The 22188-nt window shown below is 63.0% G+C and carries 20 protein-coding genes and 6 pseudogenes; 9 read left to right on the plus strand and 17 right to left on the minus strand.

Annotated elements, in window-relative coordinates; genetic code table 11:
* Positions 1-281: 281 nt before the first annotated feature.
* Complete coding sequence (locus JHW40_RS12665; RefSeq protein ID WP_090616917.1) at positions 282-1907, plus strand: hypothetical protein; 1626 nt, start codon at positions 282-284, stop codon at positions 1905-1907.
* 1055 nt (positions 1908-2962) lie between these two features.
* On the opposite strand, the pseudogene JHW40_RS12670 reads toward JHW40_RS12665, so the two are convergent.
* From JHW40_RS12670 to JHW40_RS12715, 11 genes and pseudogenes are all read right to left on the minus strand, one after another.
* Positions 2963-3580, minus strand: a pseudogene (locus JHW40_RS12670) (TrbG/VirB9 family P-type conjugative transfer protein); the annotation flags it as partial.
* Complete coding sequence (gene trbF, locus JHW40_RS12675) at positions 3577-4266, minus strand: conjugal transfer protein TrbF (RefSeq protein WP_090616915.1); 690 nt, start codon at positions 4264-4266, stop codon at positions 3577-3579. The gene trbF and the pseudogene JHW40_RS12670, both read right to left, overlap by 4 nt.
* Entirely contained in the window at positions 4263-5624 is a 1362-nt protein-coding gene (gene trbL, locus JHW40_RS12680; RefSeq protein ID WP_090616913.1) for a P-type conjugative transfer protein TrbL, read from the minus strand. Before trbL ends, trbF begins: the two co-directional genes overlap by 4 nt.
* Before the next feature lie 3 nt (positions 5625-5627).
* On the minus strand, positions 5628-5915 hold the full coding sequence (gene trbK-alt / locus JHW40_RS12685) for a putative entry exclusion protein TrbK-alt (protein WP_090616912.1): 288 nt from the start codon (positions 5913-5915) through the stop codon (positions 5628-5630).
* Positions 5916-5935: 20 nt separating this feature from the next.
* A pseudogene (locus tag JHW40_RS12690) lies at positions 5936-6310 on the minus strand (TrbJ/VirB5 family protein); the annotation flags it as partial.
* Between the two features lie 5 nt (positions 6311-6315).
* Positions 6316-6567: pseudogene (locus JHW40_RS12695) on the minus strand (DUF3363 domain-containing protein); the annotation flags it as partial.
* Between the two features lie 55 nt (positions 6568-6622).
* Positions 6623-6736 (minus strand): annotated as a pseudogene (locus JHW40_RS12700) (DNA-binding protein); the annotation flags it as partial.
* A 136-nt stretch (positions 6737-6872) separates the two neighbouring features.
* Entirely contained in the window at positions 6873-7496 is a 624-nt protein-coding gene (locus JHW40_RS12705) for a DUF2285 domain-containing protein (RefSeq protein WP_244519348.1), read from the minus strand.
* Position 7497: 1 nt separating this feature from the next.
* Positions 7498-7734: pseudogene (locus tag JHW40_RS24205) on the minus strand (transcriptional regulator domain-containing protein); the annotation flags it as partial.
* A gap of 29 nt (positions 7735-7763) precedes the next feature.
* Complete coding sequence (locus JHW40_RS12710) at positions 7764-8099, minus strand: DUF2285 domain-containing protein (RefSeq protein WP_473094003.1); 336 nt, start codon at positions 8097-8099, stop codon at positions 7764-7766.
* On the minus strand, positions 8100-8366 hold the full coding sequence (locus JHW40_RS12715) for a helix-turn-helix domain-containing protein (RefSeq protein WP_069708718.1): 267 nt from the start codon (positions 8364-8366) through the stop codon (positions 8100-8102).
* A 320-nt stretch (positions 8367-8686) separates the two neighbouring features.
* Here JHW40_RS12715 and JHW40_RS12720 point away from each other — a divergent pair, with 320 nt between their 5' ends.
* The gene (locus tag JHW40_RS12720) at positions 8687-9007 is read left to right on the plus strand and encodes a helix-turn-helix domain-containing protein (RefSeq protein ID WP_090616908.1); all 321 of its coding nucleotides are present in this window, start codon (positions 8687-8689) and stop codon (positions 9005-9007) included.
* Entirely contained in the window at positions 8985-10226 is a 1242-nt protein-coding gene (locus JHW40_RS12725; protein ID WP_090616906.1) for a type II toxin-antitoxin system HipA family toxin, read from the plus strand. Before JHW40_RS12720 ends, JHW40_RS12725 begins: the two co-directional genes overlap by 23 nt.
* A gap of 94 nt (positions 10227-10320) precedes the next feature.
* On the opposite strand, the gene JHW40_RS12730 is transcribed toward JHW40_RS12725, so the two are convergent.
* The 5 genes from JHW40_RS12730 to JHW40_RS12750 all read right to left on the minus strand — a co-directional run bounded on the left by JHW40_RS12730 (position 10321) and on the right by JHW40_RS12750 (position 14864).
* Positions 10321-10647 carry a DUF736 domain-containing protein gene (locus JHW40_RS12730; RefSeq protein ID WP_090616904.1) on the minus strand — a complete coding sequence of 109 codons (327 nt, stop codon included), beginning with the start codon at positions 10645-10647 and terminating at the stop codon, positions 10321-10323.
* An 874-nt stretch (positions 10648-11521) separates the two neighbouring features.
* Entirely contained in the window at positions 11522-12454 is a 933-nt protein-coding gene (locus JHW40_RS12735) for an IS5-like element ISPlc1 family transposase (protein ID WP_272848984.1), read from the minus strand.
* 23 nt (positions 12455-12477) lie between these two features.
* Positions 12478-13119: an ABC transporter permease gene (locus JHW40_RS12740; RefSeq protein WP_244519307.1), complete on the minus strand. Its 642-nt coding sequence runs from the start codon at positions 13117-13119 to the stop codon at positions 12478-12480.
* Complete coding sequence (locus JHW40_RS12745; protein ID WP_035032902.1) at positions 13116-14264, minus strand: efflux RND transporter periplasmic adaptor subunit; 1149 nt, start codon at positions 14262-14264, stop codon at positions 13116-13118. The genes JHW40_RS12740 and JHW40_RS12745 overlap by 4 nt, the downstream gene beginning before the upstream one ends.
* A gap of 3 nt (positions 14265-14267) precedes the next feature.
* Positions 14268-14864, minus strand: a complete 597-nt coding sequence (locus tag JHW40_RS12750) for a TetR/AcrR family transcriptional regulator (protein ID WP_211657369.1) — start codon at positions 14862-14864, stop codon at positions 14268-14270.
* A 150-nt stretch (positions 14865-15014) separates the two neighbouring features.
* Here JHW40_RS12750 and JHW40_RS12755 point away from each other — a divergent pair.
* From JHW40_RS12755 to JHW40_RS12775, 5 genes and pseudogenes are all read left to right on the plus strand, one after another.
* Positions 15015-15155: pseudogene (locus tag JHW40_RS12755) on the plus strand (LysR family transcriptional regulator); the annotation flags it as partial.
* A gap of 63 nt (positions 15156-15218) precedes the next feature.
* Positions 15219-15938, plus strand: a complete 720-nt coding sequence (locus JHW40_RS12760; RefSeq protein WP_272849108.1) for a LysR substrate-binding domain-containing protein — start codon at positions 15219-15221, stop codon at positions 15936-15938.
* 185 nt (positions 15939-16123) lie between these two features.
* Complete coding sequence (chrA, locus tag JHW40_RS12765) at positions 16124-17359, plus strand: chromate efflux transporter (protein ID WP_009450587.1); 1236 nt, start codon at positions 16124-16126, stop codon at positions 17357-17359.
* A 146-nt stretch (positions 17360-17505) separates the two neighbouring features.
* Complete coding sequence (locus JHW40_RS12770; protein ID WP_211657379.1) at positions 17506-19437, plus strand: heavy metal translocating P-type ATPase; 1932 nt, start codon at positions 17506-17508, stop codon at positions 19435-19437.
* Positions 19438-19472: 35 nt separating this feature from the next.
* Positions 19473-19706 carry a hypothetical protein gene (locus tag JHW40_RS12775; RefSeq protein WP_137390480.1) on the plus strand — a complete coding sequence of 78 codons (234 nt, stop codon included), beginning with the start codon at positions 19473-19475 and terminating at the stop codon, positions 19704-19706.
* Here the strand turns inward: JHW40_RS12775 and JHW40_RS12780 are convergent.
* The gene (locus JHW40_RS12780; protein WP_090615637.1) at positions 19697-20476 is read right to left on the minus strand and encodes an acetoin reductase; all 780 of its coding nucleotides are present in this window, start codon (positions 20474-20476) and stop codon (positions 19697-19699) included. The genes JHW40_RS12775 and JHW40_RS12780 overlap by 10 nt on opposite strands.
* Before the next feature lie 292 nt (positions 20477-20768).
* Here JHW40_RS12780 and JHW40_RS12785 point away from each other — a divergent pair, with 292 nt between their 5' ends.
* Positions 20769-22157 (plus strand): mercuric reductase, encoded by a 1389-nt coding sequence (locus JHW40_RS12785; protein WP_009450584.1) that lies wholly within the window; start codon positions 20769-20771, stop codon positions 22155-22157.
* Positions 22158-22188 lie beyond the last annotated feature (31 nt).

The raw sequence follows: 22188 nt of genomic DNA on the forward strand, positions 1-22188 counted from the left end.
CGCGCTGCCCGTTGAATGTTCATCGATTCGGATGCAGCGTATCGGACGTAACGTTTCCTGTAAAGTGACGCTTTACGGAACATGGCGGTGCCAGGCACCTATTTTCGGGCGCGAAAGCAGGCCAAAAGCCCGCCTCCCAAAAACCATTGTGACAGAGACCAAAAAATCGGTCCCGGAAACAGCCATCTAAGCCATTGATTTAAAACAAATCTGAACACATCGTCGAAAAACGTGGCCGTGAAGGTAGTTGAATTAATAAATTAAGTAGTGTGACATGCCCTATGACCAGCGTTGCGCAGTACCTTTCCGAGCATGGTCCCTCACGTTCCTCACGGATCGTTGAGGCATTTGTCGCATCTGGTTTATCCGCAGAGGCAGCGCGTCAACGCGTATCGCGAGCCAAGCCGCCGGTCCGCAGCTTTCCTGTTCCGCTCCTGCCTAAACGCGAGGCGTTCCTCTATCTGGAGAAGGACCGCAACGGCGAACGGTTCTGGCAAAATTTCCTGCGCGATCTCCGCGAAACCAATTCGATTACGGCGGCGGCTATCGACGGCGTGATCGCTCGGGGCGGCATAATTCCTGTCGAGCAATTCGCGGTTGTAAGCGGTGCGACGGTCAGGCCTAAGACCGGGCAAGTCCCGGCTGATACGGTCGCCAGCCGTCTCATAAAGTCCGACTTCCTCAAGGAATTCCACGACCCGGAATATGGCCGCTGTTTCCGCACGGCTCCGAGCTTGGCCATGGGCACACCCGCTGCCATGCGGGCGCGGGACATTACGGAACGTGTCTTGCTGGATGGCCTGCGCGAATGGTGCCGAAAAATTGGCCTCGCGAGCTACAACGCCATCCGCATCCGGGGCGACGAAGACTTGAAGCCGATCGGGCCTTTCGCATTCGATCTTGCCGGGCCGAGCTATCTCCTACCGTTGCAGGGATCGGCAAGCAAACCGGGTTTCGTTGTGGCGGACGTTTTCGCCGAAGGCATTTTGACCGTCCATGAGATTCAGTTCTTCATCCGCAAAGCTCGCGTTCTCAAAGCCAGCTTCAAGGATATCGGCATTCTGTCGATCATCGTCGCGGAAGGCTTCACGGGCGAAGCAATGACCGCAGGACATGCGGCGGGCGTTATGCTGGCAACCCCCAAAGACCTGTTCGGGAGGCGTGTCGGGGAGGCAATCGCCTCGCTCTGCGAAGTGCTCAAGAATGCCGCGAAATATTCGTCATCGAGCCCCGAACGCCTCACCATGCTGTTGAACAACCTGTTTGATATCGAAGGACGCAACAAGAACCTTCGGGGCATCCTGTTTGAGATGGTGGCGGGCTATCTTGCAAGGCGCACAGCCATGACGATGGATATGGGCGTCACCGCCAAAGACCCGAGCACCGGGAAGACAGCGGATATCGACGTTCAGACGATCACGAACCAGAACGCAATCGTCACGGCCATTGAATGCAAAGGTAAGGAGCCGGGCGGTGTGTTGAGTCTGGCAGAGGTGGAGGAATGGCTCGCGAAGATTCCCACATTCCGCGCTCATTACGCTCAGCACGGGTATTTACGCGAGGCAGAGCAGCGCTTCGAAATTTGGACGAGTGGCAGCATCGCACCTGATGCGCTGGCGAAACTGAAAGAGGAACAGGTCCGCCGCGTAAAGGCGAAGATCGACTGGAAGGACGGCGATGCGGTTCTGGCGCTGGCGAGGGCGGGCAAAGAGAAGGCCCTTGCCGACGCTCTCAACCAGCATTTCTTCCGTCACCCGCTTGCCGAAGTCGCCAAGCAATTCGAAGCCGACGAGGCCGCAGGAAAAGTGCAGTCATGGATGGCTCCTACGAAATCTAAACCGCCTGAGTTCAAAGGTCTGGCGATTGAAGTCGTCTCGTTGGATGACGAGTTGGACGCCGCCGAGTGACCTAGAGCCCAAGATCCGAATTGCCGCCGATAGCCACATAAATTCCGCTGAAAACCGCTGGCTGCCGCAAGTCATGGATGCCTGAACAAACTGCTGGCCCGAAGCGAACGCGCTATTCGTTGCGCTGTGGAGAGCCGCTAGTGACAATGTCCCGGCGCTGTAGCGCCGGGTCCGTAGAAACACATGGTGAAAACGAATAGACCGGAACCCATTGTAGTACCATTGGTTTCCTGTCGATTCTCGAACCCGGACTTATAGGGCTATGGAGTAAACGTAGTTGTCATCTTCACCTGGCGCGGTGCGCCACCCTCCTTAAGGGTTGGCTTTATGGGTCGAGCCTAGCTCCCCATTATTTCACAACCAAACTGGTGACATATCGCACGAGCACGTTTCGGCAGGCGCCCGCGGAAGCGTTCACCGCACCAGGTCGACGATTTGATTGCTCCCGCTGTCAACCCGTACTTCAAGCGCGCTCGACCGCGAAATAAGGTATGCGGTGGAGCCACCAAGGTCGAACGGGAAAATGAATGGGCTGGACTCGATATTTGTTACCGAGAGTGCACAGCTAGTATATCGCAAGCACGCTTCGACGAGCCAAGCGACTACGGAGGATCCCAGTAGTTTGACCGGCGTCTGGCGTAGGATCACCTTGCCCCTTTCGGTACGGGTAATAGCGCCCCAGTTCGCCAGTGACTGGAGGACCATATTCGTCATGCGGCGAGTGCCTTCTCGTTCCCCGTAAATCTCGGCCATTCTCCTGTGGACTTCAGCGGACGTGCAGTCGCCCTGAAGCGCCGTCAGACGACCAACAATCTCCGCTACCTTCCCGAAAAACGGATATGTTGCGATGGCCATGCCCCAAGTCAGGGGGAAAACGGTCGCATCTGGTGCCTCGCGATATAATTCGATGCCGCGATCAGCAAATTCAACAAGATCAGGCCGCGGTTCTAGCCACAAGCGGTTGAGTACAGTTTTCGTCTTCTTCTTCGCGGCTGCTCCCGCATGCGCGGAATCTAGGAGATCCGAGAGATCATCGGTTGTGGCTACGCCCGTTCTGACACGCAGCGCATGTAGAGCGACTCGCGGGCACGCAGCTCGATCATGTAAGTGCGCCGGTCGGTGGTGACGACGAGATTTGTCGAGATGTCCTGCCGCGATGGTTTGACGAGGATGTGGACGCGGCGGTTCACACCGCTGCCGCTTTCGGTATCCCCGATAATCCAGCGAGCAGTATCGCCCGCCGCGATCGGCCCCGCGCCGGTCAGGCTCTCGCCCGGCTCCAGCGCGATATTGGTGATCTGCCCCGGCGCGGCATAGACCTGATAAAGTGCGCCTTCCGACCAGGGGTAGATCTGGATGGCGTTGTAGTAGCCTTCGCGGCGCGGTTCGACGCGAGCGGCGGCATTGGCGTTCTCGACGCGGCCCGCCGGCGTGCCTGCTGCGGTTCCGCCACGCGCGACCGTCCATGCCGGCGGCGTGTGCAATGGCCGGGGCCGGTCATCGGTGGCGGCAGCCTGCACGGCCGGCAGTGCAGGAACATCGGCATCGTAGCTGAATTGCGGCGTGCGGTTGGTGGCGCAGCCCGCCAGCATAGTGGCCGAGAGCAGCAAAGCCGCGAAAGCGGGTTTACGAAAAGCCGGGATGCCGGAATTGCGGGGAAACGTGCGGGTCATTGGCTCATCTCCCGCGACCATGAGATTGCATTGACGTAGATGCCGAGCGGATTGGCGCGCAGGCGCTCGGCATCGCGCGGCGTCTGGATCACGATGGTCAGGATCGCAGTCCAGCGCTCGGTCGTGGAAAGCTGCCCGTTCTCGTAGTGGCGCTCGGTCCAGGCGACGCGGAAACTGTCGTTCGAGGCGCGGATGACGCTGGAGACTTCGACCGCTACAGCCACGCGGCCGACCTTCGTGAACGGGTCGTTGGCGCGGGCATAGTCGTTGAGCGCGGCGGCGCCCCGGTCCGTGGTGAACTCATAGGCGCGCAGCCAGTTCTGACGCACGATGATGGCGTCAGCGGGGATCGAGCGTGTCTGCTCGATGAAACGGCTCAGATGGAAAGCGATCTGCGGATCTGTCGGGCGGTAATCGGCTGTCGCTGCGGCAATGGTCTGCGCCTGACCGAGATTATCCACCTGCACCACCCAGGGCACGACAGTCCCGCGTGCCGATTGCCAGACAAGCGCGGAGGCGAATCCTGCCGAGAGGATCAACGAGCCGAAGGCCATGTAGCGCCAGTTCTTCGCCTGCACGCGGGCCGAACCGATGCGCTCGTCCCACACCTGCGCGGCTTTCTGGTAAGGCGTCTCGGGTTCGGGCGATTTGCCGTAATGGGTCGATGGGCGTCTGAAGATGTTCATGAGCGGTCACTTTCGGACATGTTGACGGAAGAACCGCCGCCGTGGCTGTCGCCGGAACGGACGGCATGGGCGGCCATGGTGGTGCCGTGATTGAGGGCCTGACGGCGGTGCATCTGCTGCGCCCACGCCGGCGGGCCGCCCGCCGGAGCGGCAGGCGCTGCGGAACCGGCGGCACTCGCACCGCCAATAGTTCCCTGCGTGGACGATCCTCCGGTGACGCCGAGCCCGGCGCGCGCGCCATCGGAGAAGCTGGTTTTGACGCTTTCCGCTGCTTTCGAGGCGGCACGCTTCAGCGGCGACGCGGCAGCGGACCCTGCGGCACGAGCGACACCTCCCAGGCCCGAAGCGACACCGGCCGCGCCGGACTGGCCGAGTGATCCGACACTATAGGCAGCGCTTGCAGCACCTGCGGCGGCAGCACCGCCACGGACAGTAGCGGCTCCGCCGGAGAGCGCCGCTGCTCCCCCCTTCGCGGCCATGCCTGCGGCAGCGCCACCGGCGAGCACCATGCCGCCAGCGGCAAGGCCGGTTCCGACGGCAGCACCTGCACCAAGCTGCGGGCCGCCGGAGACGAGACCGGAGGCGATGCCGGGGCCGAAAATGCCGAGGCCGAGAAGCGACAGAGCGGCCAGCACGATGGCCATGGCGTCGTCGATGGTCGGCGTCGCGCCGCCAAAGCCTGCCGTGAACTGCGAAAACAGCGTCGAGCCGATGCCGATGATGACAGCGAGCACCAGCACTTTGATGCCAGAGGAGACGACGTTGCCCAGCACGCGCTCGGCCATGAAGGCGGTCTTGCCGAACAGGCCGAAGGGGATGAGGACGAAGCCCGCAAGCGTGGTCAGCTTGAACTCGATCAGGGTAACGAAGAGCTGCACGGCAAGGATGAAGAAGGCCAACAGCACCAGCACCCAGGCGAACATCAGGCAGGCGATCTGGATGAAGTTCTCGAAGAAGGACCAGTAGCCCATCATGTCGGAGATGGATTCGAGCAGCGGGCGACCGGCATCGAGGCCGGTCTGCGCCACATTGCCGGGCCGCAGCAGATCGGCGGCGGAAAAGCTGGTCCCCGATCCCTTCAGGCCGAGACCGGCGAAGCTGTCGAAGATGATCTGCGCGAGATTGTTCCAGTTGCCGATCAGATAGGCGAAGACGCCGACGAACAGTGTCTTCTTGACCAGCCGGGCGATAATGTCGTCATCGGCACCCCAGGACCAGAACAGTGCCGCCAGCGTCACGTCGATGATGATCAGGGTGGTGGCGATGAAGGCGACCTCGCCACCGAGCAGGCCGAAACCGCTGTCGATATAGCTGGTGAATACGCCCAGGAAATTGTCGATGACGCCGGTGCCGCCCATGGTTCACTGTCCCCGGTTCTGATGCGGGGCGGCAGGCACCGGCGTCCGGCCGAGGAACCGGTCGCGGTTCTCGGCCCAGGTGGCGAGGCAATCGGGATCCTTCACGGCAGCCTCACCAAGCTGCTGGCAGCGGCGGAGGCTCTGGCGCAGCGGATCGGCAGAAGGTTGAAACGCGGGAGCCGGACGAGTTTGCGCCGGTTCGTCCTCGCGGGTCATTTCGATCACCGTGGCGGTAATCGCGATTGCGACGAAAATGATCGCCCCGATCCGGGCCAGCAGCTTACCGTCCATATCGCGCCCCTCCTGTTCGGTCAGTTGTTACCGTTGCCGAACATCCGGGCATTGCCGGGCTGGTAGCCCGATCCCGGTGTCAGAAAGCGTTCACGCTGGATGCGGCCCTGTTCGGCAGCGGTCGCACGCTCGGCCTCGATCAGCGCTTCCGAGCGGCCATTGGCCGACATCAGCGCGACCAGGTCGGAAAGCTGCTGTGATTGCAGGGCCAGAAGCTGATTGCCCGCCTGTGTGGCTTGCAATGCACCCGTGGCGTTCTGGCTCTGACCGACAAGGGCAGACATCTCGGTGCGGTTGGTGTCGATGTTGCCGACGACACCGGCCTGTACGCGCATGGCGTCCTGCAAGCCGCCGACCGTATTCTGCCAGCGGGACCGCGCATCGGCGACGAGCTGGGTACCCGCGCCACCTCCCGGTTCCGTAGATTGGTGAGGAGATTGCGACGATAGAGGATGCGACCTTCGCGGCTTCGGTTGGCGTCGCCATGTTCGATGTGATGCTCACAGCGCTGATCCATCGCCTCGCGCACCTGTTGCCCGAACCCTGCCGCGGTGATGTCAGAGGCATCCGGCGTCACCAGCCGCCGATCGAGCCAAGTCGCGCCATCGGCACCAATCTGCTTTTCCAGCTCAACGGTCGAGACGACACGGATGCTGGCCAGCCGGTTGCGACCGGCATCATAGGTCGCGGCACGGCTCTCAAAGTCCTCCCGTTCCGTAGGTCCGGTGCTTTTCCAGCGTGCGGGCGGACAGGCTGAGGAAGTCAGCGGCTTCCTTGGTGCGCAGATAGCGTGGCGGCAAGGCGGCGAGATCGGGTCGCATAGGGCGGGCCTCCGTGGTTGTGCAGGGTGCCGCTGACGATCAGCGGCGTGTCATGCGCACGGTGGCGAAGGAGCGTCGGCAAAGGGGATGAGGAAGATCGACGGGGTGAAACCCTCACCCCAGCCTAACGGCGGCGTCAGGGTTTGCGACGATGGCGCAAAAGGTCTTGATAGCCGCCATCGATGAGCGTGATGGCAGATCGGACAAGGGCGATGACAGATGCCCGCAAAGCCGATGTCTTCCACGGCTCGGCCCGAACACGCTTCTCCCCATAGATCGCGATGGCAATCTCACGGTAGGTCGCGTGGTTGGCGTTTCCGTCAGCGGCTTGCATCATCAGGCGGAAACGCCGGCGCTGATACGGCGTCATCCTGGGATCTCGGCGCACGGGTTTCGCGGCCAGCACATGCCAGAGCCTGAGAACGGCTTCGAGCCGATCTGGCAGATCGTCGTCAAGCGGCAGGACAATCGCAGGCTGCGCAGCAGAGCCGGTTTCAGCTAGGATCAGATATTGGCCGTCCCCGTCGCGGCATGCGCCATATGCCCCCTCTGGCCCGCGGATGACATCAACAGGATCGACGGATAACGCGGCCGACGATGTGGTAAGGAAATCGGGCGTGGCCCCAAGCATCAGCACGGCCGGATTGGCAAGGGGCGACCAGATGACCGGTTGATCGAGCGCGGAATGTTGGGGATCTGCCTGGAAATCGTAACCCCCAGCGACGCTGGCCATCATCCGAAAGGGGAAGATGTCCGGCATCTTGCGTTACAAGGTCATCGAAGCTGGCTTGATAGGCAGTGTTACGGCGTAAGCATTCCCAAGCAACGCCCTCAACGGGCAGCGCATCGTAGAATTCATATTGGCTCGGGTCTCGCCAGCGGGACGTATCCGGCTTCATTGCTCCCCTCCTGATTGAAATTGCACAGGTGAAGCATGAAAGGATTGCGGCGTTCCTATACGGAAGGAAGCCAGATAGGGGACATAGAGTGATGCCCATAGGGCATCGCTCTATGGTCGGCACCGATGTCAGTCGCGATCTGTCGGACGGTGGAGCAGTTGGCGAAAGCCGCTCTGCGTCATCCAGCGCGCCCGTGCCAGATGGCTGTCATGGACTTGCCTTGCGCGCTCTGGTTCCTGAACAGGGTCGATACCGAACAGCACATTAACGGCTTCGGTCCATTCCGCGCCATCGTCGGCGGCATCGAGTAGCCGCATATAAAGCTTGATATGCCCACGATCATACTCGGTGAGCTCGTCGCTAATGGGCGCAATGTCGTCGAAGGAGGGGGCCGCAGATGTCATGTCGAGGATCGCCGCAAGACACAGGTCGCCGCCGCAGATCGATGATGGGACCTGCGCCAATCAGCCGTCGTAGATCTGTCGGTGTCTCTTCTCGTCTTGGCCATGAACTAGCAACACTCCTTGCCCGCGATCCGTGGACAAGAGAACAATCCCTGCTGCTTCAAGCGCCCGGCGTACCTGATCCCGCGTTGTCTCATACACCTCGAGCCGGCTCTCGGACTCAAGGCGCTTCAGGGCAGTCAGCGATATTCGGGCCTTGTCAGCGAGCGTCTCCTGCGTCCAACCCAGTAACGCGCGTGCGGCCCGCGACTGTCGAGCGGTGATCATGCATGATCACCTCCCATCGCGACCGGCGCGCATTCCAGAACTACGGCTATTTTAGTCGCCCATATCCAATACGCCACATGAATTCGTCGAATCTGGCCAGAAGGTTATTTGCACGAGGCAACACGCGGGCCGCCTGATTCGTTTGCATGCCCGGGTGCGGCACTTTTTAAGGGCTTCGGCGCTGATCAGCCGCCGAATGATCCCTAAACGATCCACGGCTAGTGGGAATGATATGTTTGGAGCTCACACTCTTGGCATTTTCCATAGAGTATGATACGTATCCAGATCAATGTCGTAGAAATGATCTGCAAAGGCATCACATGAAGGTGGAAGCAGAAGCTTTGGGAGCGATCGGCGACCATTTTCGCCGCGCCCGACTGGCCGCCCGACTGACCCAGGAGCAGGTAGCGGATCTGGCCGGCATTTCGCGGCCGCGCTACCGCGACATTGAGACGGGTGCGGCGGCAGCGCGTACCACAACCTTGATCAATATTGCCCGGGCGCTCGGTCTGGAAATGATGCTCGTTCCCCAGGCGATGGTGCCCGCCATCGAAGCGCTCTTACACCCAGAGACCGAGGATGATCGCCCCGCCTTCAGCCCGCAACCGGAGAGCGACGATGATAGCCGCCCACACCGCTGAAGCCATCCCGTCACTGGACGTGTTCCTGAACAGTGTGCGGATTGGCACGATCGTCAGAACACCAGGTGACTTCAACGCTTTCAGCCTTGACCCGGCGTACCGCGCCACAGGAGGTCACCCGGTCCTGAGCTTGTCGTTGCGTGCCGCTACGGGGGGCCTGCGCAAAGACCCGCGCCCGGTTGCAGGCGCGTTGCCGCCGTTCTTTGCCAATCTCCTGCCCGAAGACAGGTTGCGAGAGGCGATGGAAAAGCACCACGCCGCCCATGTTCGGCCGGGGAATGATTTCGATCTCCTCGCGGCTCTTGGCGCGGATCTGCCGGGCGCAGTGCGGGTTCTGCCCAGTGACGGCCAACCGGGTGCCCGGACGGCGGCGTCCCCGGACAAGCCGAAAGCGCGCTTTTCGCTGGCGGGCGTGCAGATGAAGCTCTCGGTAATGAAGAACACCGGCAAGGGCGGCGGGCTGACCTTGCCGCTCGGTGATGGCGAAGGACAATATATCGCCAAGTTCCCGTCAACGGCCTTTCCGGGTGTGTCGGAGAACGAGTTCGCGAACCTTGCGCTTGCTGAAGCAATCGGCATGGAAGTGCCCGAGCGGGAACTGGTCGGTCGCGACCAGTTCGAGGGCATTCCCGAAGAGTTCGAGACGCTCGCCGAGGGATTAGTCCTGCTGGTCCGGCGCTTCGATCGCGGAAGCAATGGGCAGCGGATCCATATCGAGGATTTCGCGCAGGTCTTCGGCCTATATCCTGCCCGCAAATATGACGGAGCAGCCTCTCACGACATCGCATCCGTGCTGAACGTGGCGATCTCGCCATTTGCCGCACTGGAGTTTGTCCGGCGGCTGACATTTTCGGTGGTGATGGGCAATGGCGACATGCACCTCAAGAACTGGTCACTGATCTATCCGGGCGATGGCGACACGCCCACCCTTGCGCCGATCTACGACATGCTTTCGACCGTGCCCTATATTCCGGCCGATGGGTTGGCGCTGTCACTCGGCGGCGAGCGGGCATTCAAGGGGCTGACGCCGGCCCGCTGGAAGACGTTTGCCAACCGGGCACGGCTTCCCGAGCCGGCCGTCCTCAAAGCCGTCGCCGAGACAGTGATGCGCATCGATGCGCAGTGGTGGACCCTGCCAGAACGCGAGGCCGTGCCGCCTGCCGTGCTGGAGCGGATCGACGCTCATGTGAAAACCATGCTTCCGATTCTGACCGGCTGAAGCAGATTTTGCCCGGGCGCATTCTGTGGGTGTACCGGTCTTTCCGCCAGACATGGGAAGGCCCCGGCCTTGCGACCGGGGCCTTGTGCCCGTGTCAGTCGCCGCGGCGACCGTTGGGGCGGGACCAGATGAGCGAGTGGCTCTCGCCATCCTCGTCGTCGAAGAGGTTGGCGTAGATAGGGGCGTTGAAGCTCGGATCGTCCAGCTTGAGGCCCAGATACTCGCGGCCCTCGTTCGAGCGCTTGGACCAGGCGGCGCCGATCTCGGCGCGGCCGACCAGGACCCGGTGGCTGGGGGCGTTGTCGCCGGTGGTGCGCAGTTCGGGAACGATGCGCACGCCTTTGGCCTGGACGCTGAGGGTGACGATTTCGCCGGTGAATTCGTTCGAGCCGGTCTTCTTGAATGTGCCGATGGTCGCCATTGTAAGTCTCCGTTTTCCGTTTCCGAGCCCGCACCATTGCGACCTCTATGGCGATCGACCGGCCGGAGACGAACGCTAGCGCACCCCCGCTTACGGGGGCTGGACAGCACAGGAGGAACTTTCTTGGCGCGCGAGGAATGGCGGCCCTGCCGTCAGGGGAAGAAAGTTGTGACGACGCTGTTGCGTTAAAGCGGTCGAAGCGCTTGCGCTGGTCTTCGGCCAGATCAGGCCATTGAAGAGGCCGTTTGGAGCGGTTGAGACACGGGGGCTGAACGGAGATTTGGCCACCTTGAGGCTCCATCAGGATGACCAGACCGGCAACACCGGCCATGTGTCACCCTGCGTTTCAGGCTTTGCGCATCCTTCCTCCCGGCCCATCTCACCGGCATCGTCCCAACCTGGTTCTGAACCTGTCCGCGAACGCTGGTGCTGACCGTCCTGCGCTCCTGCCGGCCGCATTCGGGCCTCATACCGATACGGGAGCTACGTTCCGCCCCTGCCTGACTCCTGGCGATGATGGCAGTGATCCGTGCTGCATCCGATCCCCTCAACGTCCCTCAGCCACTCAGGCGCGCACAATGCGTCCCCACCATCTTGCCCGCAACACCTAGGATAGCCGTCCGGTGCTGCCATTCGCTGCGCATGCATTATTAGGATAATGTCCTGATCCGTGATCGACACGTTGGGCGGACTGCAGACATTCGCGGCAGCGCAGCGCTGATTAGTATGCCCCGTCAGAGCAGACGTTTGGCTGTCGAATTTAGGTCGTGCAGGAGGCCCAGCCATCTTGGAGCAAATGTACGCAATTCGATGTGCGGTTGACTCTGTTGCACAAATCGGGTGATGGCCGAGGTTCCCCCTTCCCCGGACGGACTTATCCCACAGCTTCCGTGACGGGTATGCCGAGCGCGGTGTAACCGTTCAGGACAGCGATACGGACCTGGAGTTCGGCGACCTGGCGGTCGAAGTCCCGCGCCATGAGGCGCTGGCCCAGCAGTTTCACACAATGCATCTTTGTTTCGATGCGGCTTCGGCGGTGATATCCGCTCCATCGTCGCCAGAGGGTGCGCCCCAGATATTTCGCGGCGCGAAGGGCTTCGTTTCGGGCCATGGCTCCGGCTGTGATAGCTTTCCAGGGCTTCGCGTTCTTGCGGGGCGGGATGACGGCATGAGCGCTGCGGTCGGCGATCGCATCGTGGCATTTGCGCGTGTCGTAAGCGCCGTCGGCGGTGACGCTGCCGATCTCCTGGTCCTCCGGGATTTGACTGAGAAGATCGGGCAGAACGGGCGCATCACCGATGTGGCTCCCGGTGACCTCGACAGCCCTGACCTCCAGCGTTTGCTCGTCGATCCCGAGATGAATCTTGCGCCAGACACGCCGCTTCGGGCCACCGTGCTTGCGCGCATGCCACTCGCCTTCGCCCTCGACCTTGATGCCGGTGCTGTCTATCAGCAGGTGCAACGGCCCTTTGGAACCACGATACGGGATGTTCACGGCGAGGGTCTTCTGACGGCGGGACAGCGTGCTGAAATCCGGCACTGCCCAGTTCAGGCCGACCAGCCGCAGCAAGCTCTCGACGAACCCGGTCGTCTGCCGCAAGGCCATGCCGAACAACACCTTCATCGACAGGCACGTCTGGATCGCGGCATCGCTGTAGCTCTGCTGGCGGCCACGCCTGCCTGACGGCGCGGCATCCCAACTCATCTCGGGGTCAAACCAGATCGTCAGCGAGCCGCGGCGCTTGAGCGCTTCGTTATAGGCTGGCCAGTTCCTGGTCTTGTAGGTCGGGGGCTTGGGTCTGCTCATGAATCACAGCTACCACACTGGATTCACAAGATGAATCCCTCACGGGATTTGTGCAACAGAGCCCCCCGCGCCGACTGAACGCGCTGCGCTGCCGGGTCAAGCTCTGTCTGTAGCGCCATCGCGTCCGCCAGCGTGATATAGACCGCCGGATCGCCGCCCGCGTTCATTGCCCCTTCGACCAGCCCGACCACGATGAAGCGGTTGCGTCCGAGACGGATCGTCTCGCCGGTCAGAAGACCAGTCTTGCGGTCTGCCACCAGTTCGAAATGGCTTGTGCCGATGCCGCGCCCCTCGGCGATGCGCTGCGGGCCGCCGGGATGTCCCGGTTCGTAGCCGATGACGTAGAGCCGCAGCGAAGCGCCGGCATGGGCAGCCTCGATGTTCTGGAAATTGATCGCGCCGGCCTCAGTCACGCCGGGCATCCGCGCCACGGCGTCGCGCGTGGTCAGCGGGATGTTCGAGGCTTCGGCGAACGGCCCTTTAGTGCCGCTCTCGACCACCCAGACATCTGCTGCCGGCGCCTTCACCACCGCCAGCGCATCGGCGACAAGGCCGTTATAGATGCCGATCATCGACAGCACGACTGTCATCAAGAGCCCCAGCCCGAAACAGGTGAGGACGAAGCGGAACAGTCCGTGGCGTATATCCTTGAGGGCAAGGTTCATGGCGTGGTCCTGGTCCGCGCCCGCCGCCCCTCGGTCGCGCCTTGCGGTATCCGGGCGACGATGGCGGCATCGTCCGGCAGGCTGCCCGTGACTTCGACCCGGCCCCGATCGTCGCGCGCGCCGAAGGACAGTTCGACCTGCTCCAGCCGTCCGTCCCGCACCAGCCAGACCCGGCCGCGATGCCCGTCGAAACCGGTGATCGCCACCTCCGGCACCATCAGCGCACTGTTGCGGTTGCCGGTGGTGATGCGCACCTCGGCCTGCTCGCCGAGATACAGCGGCTGGGGGCAGTCTGTGCAGGTCAGCCAGATTCGGCGTTCCTCATTCACCCGGTCGCTTTCAAGCCCGATGCGGGCGATACTGCCTTGGAACTCAGCCTGCGGCTGCGAGCGCAGCCGGATCGTGCCGGGCTGGCCAAGCGCAAGCTGGCCGGCGCGCTCCTCATCGACATAGGCCTGTATCCAGACGGTTTCCGGGGCGATCAGGGTGAAGATCGGATCGCCGGCCCGTACCACCGTTCCCGCTTCGGCATGGCGCGTGACGATCACCGCGTCATAGGGTGCGCTCAGCCGATGACGGGCGAGAAGGACATTCTCCTGTTGCAGGGCTGCCGCAGCGTCCGCGCCCTGAGCACGGATCACTGCCACATCCGCCTCGGCAACCGCAAGATCGGCACGGGCCACATCCTCGTCGCGCTGCGCTTCCTCGGCGCGCTGGATCGAGGTCACATCGCGCTGCGCCAATCCCTGCTGACGCTGATTTGCCGCCTGGCGCTGCGCCAGAACGGTACTGGCACGCGCCACCGTTGCCTCGGCGCGGGCGAGGGCGGCGACATTGGCCTCGACCGCGGCGCGGGCGCGGGCGGTGCGCGCTTCCTGCTCGGCTGGATCGAGGGTCGCCAGTTCCTGCCCCCTGACTACCCGGTCCCCGACGTCGGCGGCCAGCCCGGTCAGGGCAGCCCCGACCTCGAATCCCACCCGGCTGAGAATCCGCGCCTCGACCGAACCGAGGCCGTAGATGCGCAGGGCCACATCCTGCTCGGCCTGCACCACGTTGACCGTGAGCGGCCGCTCGGTGAGGAACAGCACACCCACGCCGAACAAGAGAACCACTGCCGCTGCACCGAACATCCACCGACGCCGCATGGCCTAATCTTCCTTCACGGTCAAAAGCCGAAGTTGTACTTCAAGGAGCCGCTTTCCTTCCCCGATCAGCGAGAAGTTGCGCGCCCCGAGCGACCAGCGGATCGCCATGCCCTGCACCAGCGACGTCAGCAGAACGGCGGCATCCTCCGGGGCGACTTCGCGGCGCAGGCAGCCGCCGTCCTGACCGCGAGCCAGTTCGGCTACAATCAGCGCCTGAAACTTCATCAACAGGCCTCGAAAGGCCGCGCGCAGATCCTCATTGCCGACATTCAGCTCGCGCGAGAACAGCAGCATGGGCAGCGTCGGTGTGGCTGCAATCTGTCCCAGTTGCGCGGCCATGAGCGCTGTGACCCGGTCGAGGGGGTTATCAGTCCCAGCCAGTGCCCGCTGCCATTCCATAGCCAGTTCCCCGGCCACATGATCCGCCACGGCAAGCCACATCGCGGCCTTTGTCGGGAAATGCCGGAACAGGGCAGCCTGACTTACGCCCACCGCCGACGCCGCAGCGCCTGTCGTCACCCGGTCCGGTCCGATCTGGTCGGCCAGGTCGAGGACGGCCGCGACGATTTCGGCCTTGCGCAATTCCGCGGATTTTCGCATAAAACACCTAGTAAGTGAGCAGTCACATACTTAATGGAGCGATGATCGTGGTCAAGCTTTTCTGACGAGGCAATGCGAACGCGCGGTGTTGCGGGCAAGATGGGGGCAGCCTGCCGGCAATCGGAGCAGGCTTGCAAGGGGTGATCCTTCATGGATGCACAGAACCAGAACTGGGACGATCTGCGCTTTTTCCTCGCTGTGGCCCGGGCGGGCACGCTGTCTGGAGCAGCACGCAGCCTTGGCGTAACGCACTCGACCGTGTTTCGCCGTCTCGGCGCCTTCGAGGAACGTCTGGGTGTCCGGCTCTTTGAGCGGTTGCCGGATGGCTATGCGCTGACGGGCGCCGGAGAGGCCATGCACGAGACCGCCATCCGGATCGATGAGGAGATTATCGCCCTGTCGCGTCAGGTGACCGGACAGGACCAGCGCCTGAGCGGGCTTATCCGCATCACAGCCATCGATATGCTGGCGATCGGGTTATTGCCGCCGCATCTGGCGGCCTTCCATGCAGCGCAGCCAGGGATCGAATTGGAAGTGATCGTTTCGGACACTCCCCTGGACCTGACCCGACGCGAGGCCGATGTCGCACTGCGCATCGGCAACACCCCGCAGGAAACATTGGTCGGCCGGCGCGTCGGCCGACTGGCATTCGGAGCCTATGTCTCGGCGGAACGCGCCGCTCACGGACTCGATGACGATCTTGCCGGCAATGACTGGATCGGCTTCGGCCGGTCACATGGAGCGATTGGCCATCAGTTGGCGGATTGGCTGCCGACGGTGCGGCCGATTTACCGGACCAATTCGATCTCGGCTGCGATTGCCGCGGCAAGGGCCGGAATCGGCCTTGCGCCACTGCCTTGCGCCGTGGCCGACCGCACGCCCGACCTCGTCCGCATCGCCATGTTTCCGGAAGATTTCCGGCTCGATCTGTGGCTGCTGACCCATGAGGATCTGCGCAACACTGCCCGTATCCGCGCCTTCATGGATTTCATGGCCGACGCGCTCGCTGCTGACGCCGATCTTCTGGAGGGTCGCCGGCCACAGGCGGGTCCTCCCCGGACAACCACGGCATGATTCATCCGTTATCTCTCTTGCGGGGTGCGGTCCTGTGGACACCGCTTGCGATGCTGATGGAGCAACAAGGCGCGCGCTTCGGCAGTCACCAGTCTGTTCCATTGCTCCAATACAGGGACAATGTCGGATGCGTCTTCTCATAGCGCCTGGCAAGCCCCTGAAATCGCGAGCATCACGGAGACATCATGCCCGCCAATGACACGCTGAATGTTATGCCTCAGCGCCAACGACAAGGAACGCCCGGCGAGGTTCTGGCCGCCTTCCTGAAACTGGGCCTCACCTCCTTCGGTGGACCGATCGCGCATCTGGGCTATTTCCGCGAGGAATTCGTCGCCCGGCGCGGCTGGATCGAGGATCGTGGCTATGCCGATCTGGTCGCGCTATGCCAATTCCTTCCGGGACCAGCATCCAGCCAGGTCGGCTTTGCATTGGGCTTGCAGCGTGCCGGACCGGTGGGTGCGCTGGCTGCCTGGGTGGCGTTTACCTTGCCTTCCGCCCTGCTGCTGCTGTTGTTCGCGCTCGGAGCGGGGGCGTTTTCAGGCCCGCTTGGCATCGGGGTGCTCCACGGGTTGAAACTGGTGGCGGTGGCCATCGTGGCGCAGGCGGTCTGGGGGATGGCGCGCACGCTCTGCCCCGACCGCTCACGCCAGACGATCGCGCTCGCCGCCGTCCTGATGGTGGTGCTGATCGGGGGCGCGACGGGCCAGGTGGGTGCAATTCTGCTCGGTGGACTTGCCGGGCTCTGGCTTTGCCGGGACACGGCGGGAGAGACGGGTGAAGCGCTGCCCTTCCCGGTCTCGCGACAGGCGGGGATAGTCGCGCTGGCCCTGTTCTTCATCCTGATCTTCGGCCTACCGCTGGCGGCGGCGCTGTTTCCCGCGCAGGGGTTGGCGGTGATCGACGCGTTCTATCGCGCCGGTGCTCTGGTATTCGGTGGCGGCCATGTGGTCCTGCCTTTGCTGGAAGCCGAAGTGGTTCGCCCGGGCTGGGTCACGCCCGATGCGTTCCTGGCCGGCTATGGCGCGGCCCAGGCGGTGCCGGGGCCGCTATTCACCTTCGCCGCCTATCTCGGCATGCTGCTCGAACCCGGCCCGAACGGGATCGCCGGCGCGACGCTCGCCCTTCTTGCGATCTTCCTGCCGGGCTTCCTGCTGCTTGTCGGCGCGCTGCCGTTCTGGAACACACTGCGCGCACGCTCCGGCGTGCGGGCGCCGATGGCAGGCGCGAACGCTGCGGTGGTCGGCATTCTGGGCGCTGCGCTCTACGATCCGCTCTGGATCAGCGCGATCGGTTCGCCCCGCGACTTTGCGCTGGCGCTGACCTGTTTCGTGGCCTTGATGAGCTGGAGATTCCCGCCCTGGCTCGTGGTGCTGATCGCGGCTGCCGGCGGCGCGATTCTGGAGGTAAGCTCAATGTCATAATGGAAAGGAATAGCGACCAGGAACCTGATCGACCGGACAGATCGCCAGCCCATCCGGCGCATCATCGCCGGTCTCCCCAGCCACTGCCGCCGTCGCGGCACAGCCAGGAACACAAATTGCAAATCGATCTTTCTTCCGACCGCTTCATGACAGCATTGACCGGCATCACGCTTGCCGGGATGGCGCTTGCAACTGTCGATGCCTTTTTGAGCCCCGGTCTATGGGGACCGGTCGGCCTCGTGCTGGTCTATCTGGCCGGTGGTGTGCCGACGGCGGTTCGGGCCCTGACCACGCTCTGGCGTGAGCGGATCCTCGACATCGATCTTTTGATGATCGTGGCAGCCCTTGCTGCCGCTGCGGTCGGCGCCGCGCTTGAAGGGGCAGTGCTGCTGACGCTGTTCAGTCTCTCAACCACGTTGGAGCAGCGGGCGATGGGCCGGGCGCGCCATGCGGTCGAGGCGCTGATGGCGCTGCGCCCCGACACCGCGCTGAGACGCGACCCAGAGGGCGCCGTCACGGAAGTTCCGGTGGGCGATCTCGTGGCCGGCGATCTGGTGGTGCTGCGGCCCGGCGCGCGGGTGCCGGCCGATGGCGAGGTGGCGGAAGGGGAAGGCTCGCTCGATGAGGCGACGATCACAGGCGAATCGATGCCGGTCGGCAAAAGCACGGGTGCTAAGGTGTTTGAGGCCACGGTGAACCTCAACGCCGTGCTGGTGGTCCGCGTCACCCGCCCGGTCGCGGAAAGCACGGTGGCGCGGATGATCGAACTGGTGACAGAGGCACAGGCCGCACGCGCTCCGTCCGAACGGTTCAGCGCCTGGTTCGGCCAGCGCTACACCATCGCGGTGCTGGTGGGTGCGGTGCTTGCTTTGGCGATATTCCTCGCGCTTGGCTGGACGATGCAGGATGCGCTTTATCGCGCCGCGACGCTGCTTGTCGCGGCCAGCCCCTGCGCGGTGGTGATATCGGTCCCGGCCGCGATCCTCTCGGCATTGGCGGCGGCCGCGCGCGGCGGCGTGCTGTTCAAGGGCGGCGCGGCGCTGGAGACGCTGGCCGATGTCGATATCTTCGCCTTCGACAAGACCGGTACGCTGACAACAGGCAAGGCCGAGGTGACACAGGTGGTGGCGTCGGAAACGGGAGCACAGGCCGAAGAGCGGTTCCTGTCATTGATCGCGGGTCTCGAGGCGCATTCCGAACATCCAATTGCCGATGCGATCCGCCGCCACATCGACGAAAAAGGCATAACCGCCGCCGTGGTGCGCGATGTGGAAACCGTGCCCAGTGAGGGGATTACGGGGGAGGATGCCGTGGGCCCGCTCTGGGCCGGCAATCCGCGCATGGCCGCGCGCATGGGCGCATCGCTCGACGCACCCGAATTTGCGCAGCTGACGGACGGCAGCCAGACCGTGGTGTGGCTGGGGCGGGGAGATCGGGTCTATGGCGCGCTCACCGTCGCCGACCGTCCGCGCGCGACCTCGGCCGCGGGGTTGGCTGCGCTCAGAGCGGCTGGGGTGGGCACCATCGCCATGATGACCGGCGACCGGCGCTCTGTCGGCTTGCGGATCGCCGCGGAGCTCGGACTGGAAGCAAAACATGTCCATGCCGATCTGCTGCCTGAAGACAAGGTCCGGCTGGTGGGCGAACTGGCGAGGAATGGGAAAGTCGCCTTTGTCGGCGACGGGGTGAACGACGCCGCCGCGCTGGCGCGCGCCGATGTCGGCATCGCCATGGGCGCGGCGGGCAGCGATGTCGCGTTGCAGGCGGCCGATGTCGCGCTGTTGTCGGAGGACATGGCCCGGCTTGCCGCCGCGCATCGGCTGGCGCGGCGCACCCACCGGATTATCCGCCAGAATCTGATTTTCGCCATCGGCATGATGCTGCTTCTGGTCGCCTCGAGCCTGTTCTTCGCCCTGCCTCTGCCGCTCGCGGTCGTCGGACACGAAGGCGGCACGGTGCTGGTGGTGCTGAACGGCCTCAGGCTACTCGCCGACCCGATCCGGGCGCGCAGTGCGACCTCACTGCGACGCCAATCCAACGCCGGCCCTGTAGAGCCTTCATACCAGTCAGGGGTTTGACCGGATGACGGCAATCCCGCTCGAAACGCGCGTAGATGAGGAAACCGATCGATCTTCAGCAGGTGTCGATTGCCGGTCAAGAACCTGTAGTGCGAATGGCGACCGAAGGCGGCGATGACCATGCCAAGCAACAAGAGAACAATTCTCTCCGACAAAACGCGGTTCTTCCAGACGGAACCATTCCGCTGGAGAGAAAAATTCTCACAAGGCCGTTTCCCGGTGTGGGCGCTTCTGAACGTTCGCGATTTGGCAGGCGGCTTTATCGATAGACGATACCGCCATCGGTCAGGATCGACTGTCCCGTGATGTAGTCGGAATTGGCGCCCGCGAGGAAGGCGACCAACGCTGCCACGTCCTCCGGTGTCTGCGCGCGGCCCAAAGCGATGCCCTCGACGTATTTCTTGTAGGTTTCGCCCTTCGGCGTTCCGGTGATCTCGGAAAAGCGCTCGTCGATCTCCACCCACATGTCGGTGCCGACGATGCCGGGGCAGTAGGCGTTCACCGTGATGCCCGCGCTGGCATATTCCTTGGCGGCGGCTTGCGTCAGCGCACGCACGGCGAACTTGGTTGCCGAATAGACGCCGAGCATGGCGAAGCCGTCATGTCCGGCAATCGAGCAGGCATTGATGATCTTGCCCTTCTGACCTCGATCCTTGAATTTCTGCGAAGCCGCCTGGATGCCCCAGAGCACGCCGTCGACATTGATCCGGAAGATCAGGTCCATGTCCTCGGGCGTGACGTCGGCGATCGGCTTGACCTGGGCGATGCCGGCATTGTTGACCATGACGTCGAACCCGCCGAGTTGCTTCTCTGCATGGTCGATGGCGGCGTAGACTTCGTCGCGCTTGCTGACATCGGCGACGACGGTGGCGGCCTTGCGTCCGAGCGCTTCGACTTCCTTGCGAACGGAGTCGAGCTTATCGGCCTTGACGTCGGCCAGCGCGAGATCAGCGCCTTCCTTTGCAAGCCGCAGCGCAATACCGCGTCCGATCCCCTGGCCAGCGCCGGTTACCAAAATGACTTTGCCATTCAACGACATGATTTTCTCCTACAGAAAGTCGGCCAATCCTGTGCAGCCAGCATGTTCCCTTTCCGGGCAATACAGCCGGAGCAGAACCCACTCCACTCCATGATCCCGGCCCATTTTAAGGCCGTGGCCTGGAAATGATGCGACGGCACGGATACTGGCAGTAAGGCCACCTCAAGGGGCCGCCCGCAAAAGCAACAGTAATTGTTCGACCCCGCAAGAGTATGACATGATTCCGCATATATGTCCGAGCGCCATATTTTCATCGTGCGGTGAGTCGCTGTTGCAGAAGGATACGTAGTTGATGACGGAAGCGGAGCGCTACGACGCTGTCGTGATCGGCAGTGGCGAGGGCGGCAAATACCTCGCCTGGGATATGGCGCAAGCCGGCCAGAAGGTAGCCGTCATGGAGCGGCGCTGGATCGGCGGTTCGTGTCCCAACATCAACTGCCTGCCCAGCAAGAACGAGATCTGGAGCGCGGGTGTCGCTCATACCGTTGCCCATGCCGGGGAGTATGGCGTTGTCGCCGGCCCCGTCTCGGTCGACATGAAGACGGTTGTGGCGCGCAAGCGCGCCATGGTCGAGAGCCTCGTGGCGTTTCATCTCGAGCGCTACGAGGCGACCGGCGCGGAACTCGTCATGGGCAATGCACGCCTCGTCGCGCCTGGGACGATTCAAGTTGCCTTGAACGACGGCGGGATGCGGCGGCTCGCCACTGAAAAGCTGTTCCTCAATCTTGGGACGCATGCAACCATTCCGCCTGTTCCCGGCCTCGCCGAGACCAGGCCGCTCACTCATATCGAGGCGCTCGAACTGGACCGGTTGCCGGCACATCTGATTGTTCTCGGCGGAGGCTATGTCGGCCTTGAACTTGCCCAGGCGTATCGACGTTTCGGCAGTCGCGTCACAGTTGTGGACCGTGGCCCGCGGCTGCTGAAGCGCGAGGATGAGGATGTTTCCGACGAGGTCCGACTGATCCTGGAGGCGGAGGGCGTCGAGGTGCTTTTGTCGGCTGAAGTTGCGAACGTGGAGGGCCGATCAGCCGGAAGCGTGCGCGTCACCGTTCGGACGCCGGATGGTTCGAGAATGATCGAAGGCACAGACATTCTGGTTGCAGCCGGCCGCACGCCCAACACGCGAGGCATCGGCCTTGAAGAGGCAGGGGTTGCGCTGACGGATCCCGGCACCATCAAGGTGAACGATCGCCTGGAGACGACCGCAAAGGACGTTTGGGCCATCGGCGAATGCGCGGGAAGTCCGCAATTCACCCACGCTTCGCTCGATGATTTCCGAATAATCCGGGACAATCTCGACGGTGGAGACAGAACGACCACCGGGCGGCTGATGCCCTATTGCATGTTCATCGACCCGCCGCTGGCCCGCATCGGCATGAGCGAGGCGCAAGCGCGGGCCAATGGAATGGATTTGCGCGTCGTCAAACTGCCGATGAAGGCGGTGCTGCGGACACGGACGACATCGCAGACCGCGGGCTTCATGAAGGCGCTGGTCGATCCGCAGGATCGGATCGCAGGCTTTACCATGATCGGCTCGGAGGCCGGGGAAGTGATGGCCGTGGTGCAGGCGGCCATGCTTGGCGGTCTGTCCTACAGTGTCCTGCGCGATGCGGTTCTTGCGCACCCGACAATGGCCGAGGGGCTGAACGCGCTATTTGGCAACGTAGCGAAACGATGAGTTTTCCAAGTTCCATTGAGGCGGCGGGTTA

Origin of the sequence: Paracoccus alcaliphilus (assembly GCF_028553725.1) — a bacterium.
In the GTDB taxonomy this organism is placed as follows: Bacteria; Pseudomonadota; Alphaproteobacteria; order Rhodobacterales; family Rhodobacteraceae; genus Paracoccus; species Paracoccus alcaliphilus.

Coding starts and splice junctions, on each gene's coding strand:
- JHW40_RS12665 (WP_090616917.1), top strand. CDS start 282: ATGACCAGCGTTGCGCAGTACCTTTCCGAGCATGGTCCCTCACGTTCC.
- trbF (WP_090616915.1), bottom strand. CDS start 4,266: ATGAACATCTTCAGACGCCCATCGACCCATTACGGCAAATCGCCCGAA.
- trbL (WP_090616913.1), bottom strand. CDS start 5,624: ATGGGCGGCACCGGCGTCATCGACAATTTCCTGGGCGTATTCACCAGC.
- trbK-alt (WP_090616912.1), bottom strand. CDS start 5,915: ATGGACGGTAAGCTGCTGGCCCGGATCGGGGCGATCATTTTCGTCGCA.
- JHW40_RS12705 (WP_244519348.1), bottom strand. CDS start 7,496: ATGCCGGACATCTTCCCCTTTCGGATGATGGCCAGCGTCGCTGGGGGT.
- JHW40_RS12715 (WP_069708718.1), bottom strand. CDS start 8,366: ATGATCACCGCTCGACAGTCGCGGGCCGCACGCGCGTTACTGGGTTGG.
- JHW40_RS12720 (WP_090616908.1), top strand. CDS start 8,687: ATGAAGGTGGAAGCAGAAGCTTTGGGAGCGATCGGCGACCATTTTCGC.
- JHW40_RS12725 (WP_090616906.1), top strand. CDS start 8,985: ATGATAGCCGCCCACACCGCTGAAGCCATCCCGTCACTGGACGTGTTC.
- JHW40_RS12730 (WP_090616904.1), bottom strand. CDS start 10,647: ATGGCGACCATCGGCACATTCAAGAAGACCGGCTCGAACGAATTCACC.
- JHW40_RS12735 (WP_272848984.1), bottom strand. CDS start 12,454: ATGAGCAGACCCAAGCCCCCGACCTACAAGACCAGGAACTGGCCAGCC.
- JHW40_RS12740 (WP_244519307.1), bottom strand. CDS start 13,119: ATGAACCTTGCCCTCAAGGATATACGCCACGGACTGTTCCGCTTCGTC.
- JHW40_RS12745 (WP_035032902.1), bottom strand. CDS start 14,264: ATGCGGCGTCGGTGGATGTTCGGTGCAGCGGCAGTGGTTCTCTTGTTC.
- JHW40_RS12750 (WP_211657369.1), bottom strand. CDS start 14,864: ATGCGAAAATCCGCGGAATTGCGCAAGGCCGAAATCGTCGCGGCCGTC.
- JHW40_RS12760 (WP_272849108.1), top strand. CDS start 15,219: ATGCACGAGACCGCCATCCGGATCGATGAGGAGATTATCGCCCTGTCG.
- chrA (WP_009450587.1), top strand. CDS start 16,124: ATGCCCGCCAATGACACGCTGAATGTTATGCCTCAGCGCCAACGACAA.
- JHW40_RS12770 (WP_211657379.1), top strand. CDS start 17,506: ATGACAGCATTGACCGGCATCACGCTTGCCGGGATGGCGCTTGCAACT.
- JHW40_RS12775 (WP_137390480.1), top strand. CDS start 19,473: ATGAGGAAACCGATCGATCTTCAGCAGGTGTCGATTGCCGGTCAAGAA.
- JHW40_RS12780 (WP_090615637.1), bottom strand. CDS start 20,476: ATGTCGTTGAATGGCAAAGTCATTTTGGTAACCGGCGCTGGCCAGGGG.
- JHW40_RS12785 (WP_009450584.1), top strand. CDS start 20,769: ATGACGGAAGCGGAGCGCTACGACGCTGTCGTGATCGGCAGTGGCGAG.